The 5,067-nt window shown below is 61.5% G+C and carries 6 protein-coding genes and 1 pseudogene; 3 read left to right on the forward strand and 4 right to left on the reverse strand.

What is annotated here, in order from left to right; genetic code table 11:
* Window positions 1-891 (forward strand): quaternary amine ABC transporter ATP-binding protein (locus tag BG35_RS0106280; protein WP_025782156.1); only part of this gene is annotated, 891 nt, incomplete at its 5' end.
* Window positions 892-1,087: 196 nt separating this feature from the next.
* Here the strand turns inward: BG35_RS0106280 and BG35_RS0106285 are convergent.
* From BG35_RS0106285 to BG35_RS0106300, 4 genes are all read right to left on the reverse strand, one after another.
* Window positions 1,088-1,306: a CP12 domain-containing protein gene (locus BG35_RS0106285; protein ID WP_025782157.1), complete on the reverse strand. Its 219-nt coding sequence runs from the start codon at window positions 1,304-1,306 to the stop codon at window positions 1,088-1,090.
* Window positions 1,307-1,423: 117 nt separating this feature from the next.
* Complete coding sequence (locus tag BG35_RS0106290) at window positions 1,424-1,690, reverse strand: hypothetical protein (RefSeq protein ID WP_236619811.1); 267 nt, start codon at window positions 1,688-1,690, stop codon at window positions 1,424-1,426.
* 76 nt (window positions 1,691-1,766) lie between these two features.
* The gene (locus BG35_RS0106295; protein WP_025782159.1) at window positions 1,767-2,435 is read right to left on the reverse strand and encodes a DUF2301 domain-containing membrane protein; all 669 of its coding nucleotides are present in this window, start codon (window positions 2,433-2,435) and stop codon (window positions 1,767-1,769) included.
* Window positions 2,435-3,403: a glutathione S-transferase C-terminal domain-containing protein gene (locus BG35_RS0106300; protein ID WP_025782160.1), complete on the reverse strand. Its 969-nt coding sequence runs from the start codon at window positions 3,401-3,403 to the stop codon at window positions 2,435-2,437. Before BG35_RS0106300 ends, BG35_RS0106295 begins: the two co-directional genes overlap by 1 nt.
* 107 nt (window positions 3,404-3,510) lie before the next feature.
* On the opposite strand from BG35_RS0106300, the pseudogene BG35_RS10670 reads away from it, so the two are divergent.
* Window positions 3,511-4,630: pseudogene (locus BG35_RS10670) on the forward strand (NAD(P) transhydrogenase subunit alpha).
* Window positions 4,630-4,935, forward strand: coding sequence for an NAD(P) transhydrogenase subunit alpha part 2 (locus tag BG35_RS0106310; protein WP_025782161.1), 306 nt, complete (start codon window positions 4,630-4,632; stop codon window positions 4,933-4,935). Before BG35_RS10670 ends, BG35_RS0106310 begins: the two are co-directional and overlap by 1 nt.
* Window positions 4,936-5,067: the final 132 nt, after the last annotated feature.

Raw genomic sequence — 5,067 nt, forward strand, 5'->3', positions numbered from 1 at the left:
GTGAGCCTCAATGTTGCTGATGGGGAAATCTTTGTGGTCATGGGGCTATCCGGGTCCGGGAAATCCACACTGATCCGTCATATCAATCGGTTGATTGAACCCACTGCAGGTCAGGTGCTGGTCAGTGGACGTGATGTGCTGAGCCTCAACAGGCAGGAGCTTGTGAAATTCCGGCGCTCAACCGTCAGCATGGTGTTTCAGCGCTTTGCCCTGTTCCCCCATATCACGGTTTGGGAGAACGTGGCTTACGGTCTCAAGGTTCAAGGGGTGTCCAGGCCCAAGCGCATGGAACGGGCTCTGGGCTGGCTGGACAAGGTTGGTCTGGACGGGTTTGAACGTCAACTTCCGCGTCAACTCTCGGGGGGTATGCAGCAGCGGGTGGGACTTGCGCGGGCGCTATGCACCGATCCGGACATTCTGCTCATGGACGAACCCTTCAGTGCCCTGGATCCCCTCATCCGCAACCAGATGCAAAAGCAGTTGATGGGCCTGCAGCAAGACTTTCGCAAAACCATCGTGTTCATCACCCATGATCTGGACGAGGCCTTGCTGCTCGGTGACCATATCGCTATCCTCAAGGACGGGTTGGTTGAGCAGGTGGGTCGCCCGCAGGATATTGTGCTCAAGCCAGCCAGTCCCTATGTGCGGGAGTTCGTCCGTGACGTGAATCGAGGGCGCGTACTCACAGCCGAAGCAATCATGACCCCTTGCCACCGCAACAGGGATAAAAACAGAGGTGAGGCAAGCGTAGCCCGTGACACTGTCATTGAGGATCTGTTACATCAATCTGTTACCACAGACAGGGTTCTCAATGTGGTCAATGACACTGGCAAGGTGATCGGTGAGATTCATCGCGACGCCGTTCTGAAGGCTCTGGTTGCCAAGCCCTGAGTTGTGGCGATCAGGAGAACGGCGGATATCCACAAGGACCTGACCCCCGCCAAGCCGTGGATGGCCATGCACCACAGACATGGACGCAAAGCCGTTCCCGAGGGGGACACAAAACAGGGAACACGGAACACGGACAAGGCTCGGGCGGAAGCCGGCCGCCCTCGGTTAAGCCCTGGGTGGGGTTCCTGCTCCGAATTCAGTCTTCATAGATGCGACACTCCGGGGCCTCGGGGTTGCTGTCGCAGTAGACCTCAAGGGGTGAGGGGTCGTGGGAATCACCAGGATGGTGCTGCTTGTACTCCTTCAGGTCACGGAGCTCCCCCTCCAGGTGTCTGACTTTGCCATCCTGGCCCTCGGCCCTGGCCTTGAGCATTTCGTCCTCATCCTTGCGGATATGGTCGTCGATGGTTTTCATGGTTTGTTGACCAGAGAAGTCTTCTGAAGGCTAGTGATGAACCCTCGGATTGGATCATGCCGTTCAGGAAGGAAATCCGAATTCTTTTCCCCACGGCCCTGGGGGAACCCGTACTGCTCAGTCATCGCCGGAGTCACTGTTCTCTTGCTTGAGCAGGGACTCGGCAATGGCGCGGCACAGCACCAGCTTGAACTCCCGTAGCGGAACCTTGGTCCCCAACTCATAGGGCGCCTTGCTTCTGCGGCCGGCTTCACCCAGCATGGTTTCAATGGCATCCGCCGCCTCGGATCCCAGAATCTTGACGGTTTGCTTGGGCTTGAAGCGAATCCAGGCTTCCCCCTCGCTGAGATCCATCAACGCCTTGGTGAGTTGTTCGAGGGACATGGTGCGAATCTGTGGCCAATCCATCTCGACCGTGGGGCGTTGATTCTTGCCATTCTAGGCTGGCAACAGGGCAGGTTCAACGCACGGTGCGGCGGCGCTCCAGTTCCTGAAACACGCTCTTATCGCCAATATCGGCCGCCGGATCCAACCGGAACTTGCCCACAGCCATCACCAGCAGCAGCACCGCCTCCAGAAGCCAGAACGGGCCTTGCGTCTCCAGCGGCGCCACCCCCAGCAGGGCCAGCATCAGCAAAAGCGGCGCCAGCAGGGTCACACCCACCGCCTCAGGGCGGCGGAAACAGAAGAACTCCTTGAAGCCCAATCCGGTTAATGCGGCAAAGTAGGGACCAACGGCCATGATCCAGAGGGGTTGGGCCAGGAGGGTGTTTCCCATGTGGGCCGGCCCCGCCTGATGGGCCAGAGCAAGGCCACCGCCAACCCCCAACAGCCAGAGCAACCGCAGCGCCTGATGGAGCGGGCGCAGGTAAATGTGGATCCAGTGCAGCGCCAGTCCCAGGGCAACGGCCATGACCACCAGCCATGGGCCAATCCAGGCGGCCCCAGCCCAGACCCATTGCACCAGACAGCCCAGTTGGGCCACAGCCAACGCGAGCACGGAAATCCGGTAGCCTGTCACCTCTCGTCGGTCGGCGGCCGTGATGCGGTAGGTCCCGAACATACCTTGGTGAAGTGGATCCGTACTCTGGTCCGCCGTGCTCACCGGATCCGGGCTGGGGTTGTTCATCAGGATTTCGGGAAGGGCAAATCTAGCAAACTGGCCAGGGGCGGCGCCTTGGGAACAAGGCCCGAGGGGTTCAAGGGGAAAAGGCTCCCGAAATAGTCTTGACGCCAGGTCTCGCTTGGGCAGGTTGCCGCCACGTTGGGCAGTTGGTAGAAGCGGCGGCGCCATGCCCACAGAAACGGAAAACTCCACAGGGGGCGCAGCCCACAGCCAAACAGGTCCTGATAGGCCGCCTCCCAGCGGGCCATGGTGGGGAAGAGGCGCACATCCACCATGGTCAACAACTCCCCGCAGATCCAGGGACGTCCATCCGCCAGGGCCTGCTCCACCGCGTCCAGCCCGGCAAAGACATCATCCAGCGCCCGCTGGTAGGCCTCCTGTGTGCGCGCAAAGCCGCAGCGATACACACCGTCGTTCACGTCACCCTGAAGCCACTCGGACCAGGTCTCGATGGATGGAATCAGGTCGGAGGGTCGGAGTGTGGCGGTGACCGCATCGGGTCCCGGAGGCAGCTTGTCCAACTGGCCAATGATGTCGGCGCTTTCGTTGTTAATGATCCGCCCCTCGTACCGGTCCCACAGGACAGGGACCGTGGCCCGCGCACTTGGGTCGGCGCCGGAGTCCCTGTAGAGTTGCCACAACTGTCGGACCCCTTCAAAGGGTTCCCGGAACACCCAGCGGCCCGTGGCGGGATTGGGCTGAACCACGGCAATGTCAATGAAACTGGCCAGATCCTTGAGTTGGCGCACCAGCCAGGTGCGGTGTGCCCAGGGACAGCTTTGTCCGATAATCAGCACATGGCGAGGAACCCCCTGATCCTGGCCGCTGCCCAGCAGCGTCTCACGAAAACAACTGGGCCGGCGGCGAAAACCGCCCCTATCATCGGCTGGAGCAAGGCCATTCATCAGCACCAGCCACTGGCAACGCCAGAGTTGGCGACTGAGGGAGACCACCGCTGGGGGAATGGTCATGGACAGCAAGGGGAGGCCAGTTGGTGGCCATCTGAGCACAGTCTGTCTATTTTGCTGTTTTGTGTGTCGGTTTCGTGCCGCTTCAGTCAACGGGTTCTACCTGCACGGTGCTGATTCCCCGTGAAGGGAAACCGGATGAGCCCCGCGTGGCAGGCAGTCCGGAAACAACGCGTCGTCTTGTGGGCAAGGGCTGTGTCGTGCTTGTGGAATCCGGGGCCGGCCAGGCCTCCGGTTTCAGCGATCAGGACTATTGCAAGGCAGGCGCAGAACTGGTGGAGGATGGCTGGCGTCACTGCCAGGTGGCCCTCTGTGTCGGGGCGCCGGACCACGGCCGCCTGGAGGCCATGGTCACGGGCAGTACGGTGATCGGTCTACTGGCGCCTTACGGCAATCAGACCCTGGTGCAGCAGTTGAATCGCCGCAAATTGTCGTCCCTGAGCCTTGAACTGCTGCCGCGCATCAGCCGGGCCCAAGCCATGGATGCCCTGTCCTCACAGGCCAACATCGCTGGCTACAAGGCGGTTCTTCTGGCGGCTGCCGCGCTGGATCGCTATTTTCCCATGCTGATGACCGCTGCAGGAACCGTGCAGCCGGCCCGGGTCCTGATCCTCGGGGCAGGGGTGGCGGGATTACAGGCTGTGGCCACGGCGCGGCGGCTGGGGGCCGTGGTCTACGTCTCGGACATTCGACCTGCCGTGAAGGAACAGGTGAGTCTTTGGGGGGCCGGTTCATCGGGCCGCCCCAGGTGAAGGAGCAGCCTGCCGAGGCCAACGGCTACGCCAGGCAGGCTTCAGAAGCTTTTCTTGCGGCTCAACGTCAGCAACTCTCCGATCAACTGGCCTTGGCGGACGTGGTCATCTGCACAGCCCAGGTGCCCGGTCGCCCCGCTCCCCGCCTCATCAGCGAAGCCATGCTGGAGCGCATGCGGCCTGGGGCCGTGGTGGTGGACCTGGCGGTCAACGAGGGGGGAACTGCGCTGCAACCGTGCCCGGTCAAACCATCAACCGCAATGGGGTCAAGCTTATTGGCGCCAGTGATCTCCCCTGCACAGTCCCCTATCACGCCAGTTCCCTCTACGGGCGCAACCTGGCGGCCCTGCTGGAGCAGTACCTGCAGGACGGGGTATTGCATCTGGATCTCCAGGATCCGTTGCTCAAGGATTGTCTGCTCACCCATAACGGTCACTGTCACCGTGACGACGTCGTCAACGCTTCGAGGTCCGCGTGATGGATGGTTTTCAGGAACAACTCTGGGTTCTGCTTCTGGGCAGCCTGCTGGGGCTGGAATTGATTGGCAAGGTGCCACCCACCTTGCACACGCCTCTCATGTCCGGCGCCAACGCCATCAGCGGCATCACCATGCTGGCGGCCCTCACCCTGATCACCAGGGCCGGAGAGAACATCCTCCTGTTGAGTCTGGGCTCGGTGTCCCTGGGATTTGCCCTCTTCAACGTGGTGGGCGGCTTCCTGGTGACTGATCGAATGCTGACCATGTTTCGCAGCAGCCGCAAATCCTCCGGAGGGGGTCAATGAGTTCCGCCGCCCTCTTCCAGGCCGCCCTGGATCTTCTGGCCGTGGCCCTGCTGGCGCTGGGCATCAAGGGTTTGTCCAGAATCCGTTCTGCCCGTTCCGCCAACCAACTGGCCGCCAGCGCCATGGCGCTGG

It is taken from the genome of Candidatus Synechococcus spongiarum SH4 (assembly GCF_000586015.1).
Classification (GTDB): domain Bacteria; phylum Cyanobacteriota; class Cyanobacteriia; order PCC-6307; family Cyanobiaceae; genus Synechococcus_B; species Synechococcus_B spongiarum_F.

What these genes read in the sequence shown, in the direction of transcription:
- BG35_RS0106285 (WP_025782157.1), bottom strand. Translation starts at nt 1,306, where the DNA reads ATGAAAACCATCGACGACCATATCCGCAAGGATGAGGACGAAATGCTC.
- BG35_RS0106290 (WP_236619811.1), bottom strand. Translation starts at nt 1,690, where the DNA reads ATGTCCCTCGAACAACTCACCAAGGCGTTGATGGATCTCAGCGAGGGG.
- BG35_RS0106295 (WP_025782159.1), bottom strand. Translation starts at nt 2,435, where the DNA reads ATGAACAACCCCAGCCCGGATCCGGTGAGCACGGCGGACCAGAGTACG.
- BG35_RS0106300 (WP_025782160.1), bottom strand. Translation starts at nt 3,403, where the DNA reads ATGACCATTCCCCCAGCGGTGGTCTCCCTCAGTCGCCAACTCTGGCGT.
- BG35_RS0106310 (WP_025782161.1), top strand. Translation starts at nt 4,630, where the DNA reads ATGGATGGTTTTCAGGAACAACTCTGGGTTCTGCTTCTGGGCAGCCTG.